At 63.5% G+C, this 1568-nt stretch carries 1 pseudogene; it reads right to left on the reverse strand.

The window, feature by feature from the left end:
• A pseudogene (locus FHT71_RS31120) lies at window positions 1-1568 on the reverse strand (hypothetical protein); the annotation flags it as partial.

Below are 1568 nucleotides of genomic sequence, written 5' to 3' on the forward strand. Positions count from 1 at the left end.
GAACGCCATCGATCAGCACCGTGTGCACAGCCTGGCCGAGCGACGTCAGCGTTTCGCCGGCCTCACCAGTAACGGCGACGTCGGCATTGGTGAAGCCAACCGCGCGGTCGCCCGGCTGGCCGTTGCCGTCATTGCCGCTGTCTGCGCCCCAGTTGATGTTCAGTGACCCGCTGGCGGTTACCGAGAGGCCGTCGCTTTCATTGTTGCCGCCATTGACCGCTTCGTCTTCCACCGTAGAGGTCGCGCCTGCATTGGCAATCGGGGCGTCGTCGATGACGTTGACCGTGAAGTTGCCGCCGACTGCATCGCCGTCGCCGTCACGTGCCGTGAACTTGAAGGTGAAGGACAGAACGTCTTCCTGCCCGGCGTTGCCGCCCTTGACGGGATGATCGAGCACGCCGTCGAGATCGAAGGCATAGGAACCGTCGCCCTTGTCCGACAGCGTCACCGTGAACACCGTCTCGTTGCCGGCATGCGCGGTCAAGACAGTACCGTTCGCAGACAGCGAATAGGTCAGGTGCTGGCCGCCGGAGGTCAGGTCACCGAGGTTGATCGCCGTATTGCCGCTCTTGACACCCAGGAAGGCCGAAGCCTCGCCCGCGCTGACGCTGTGGTCGGCACCGCTGCCGGTCGCGAACACCACGGAGCGGTCGCCCATCACCTGCGTTCCGGTGAAGCCGCCATTCTCATTCTTGTTGCTGTCGTCGCCGCCCCAGGAAATGTTCAGCGACGCGCCGATCTTGTCGGTGATGAAGCCGCCATTGGCAATTACACCGCCCACTTCCGTCCCGACCGGGAAGATGTCCTCGTTGCCGCCGGCAAGCGCCTCTTCCTCGACAAACCGCACGCCGACGTCGCTCGAAAGGATCGGCGTATCGTCGATCACACTGACGCCGAAGGTTGCAACACCCGTCTTGTCGCCGTCCGAATCCGTCGCCGTGAACTGGAAGTCGAGCTTCAACGTATCTTCGCCCGCACCCTTGTGGTCCAGCGTGTCGATCAGCGTGAACTGATAGGAGCCGCCGCCGTTGTCGGAAAGACCGACCAAGAAGACGACATGAGCTGCCTGGGCCGCATCCGCATTGGCCGGAACGCCGGTCGGAGCCACCTCGCCGGTATAGGCGAGCAACACCTGGCCGCCCTCGACCGTCACGATCGTATAGTGGAGCTCCTGGCCGCGCGACGTCAGGTCCAGGGCATCGAGCGCGTTGACTGCGGCCGGGCCAAACGCCACGGAGCGGTTGCCGGCGCCCGACGTGATCGCCTCGTTGTCGGCATTGTCCGAACCCCAGGCGATCGCAAGTGTGCCACCCGTCGTCTGCGTCGTTCTATCGTTGAAGACCAAGCCGAAGAAACCGCTGCGGAAGTCCCCGTCCGAACCCGTATCCTCGTTGCCGCTGCCGACGACAGCCAGCTGCTCCTCTTCGACGAGGCCAGCCGAATAAGGCGTGCCGATCGTCGCAACATCGTCGGCGACATTCACCGTGAACGTGTTCGACGCCGTGTCGGCATCCGAATCCGTTGCCGTGTAGTTGAAGGTCAGCGACAGCGTGTTTTCGCTGTTGGAC

Origin of the sequence: Rhizobium sp. BK060 (genome assembly GCF_014193145.1) — a bacterium.
Taxonomy (GTDB): Bacteria; Pseudomonadota; Alphaproteobacteria; order Rhizobiales; family Rhizobiaceae; genus Rhizobium.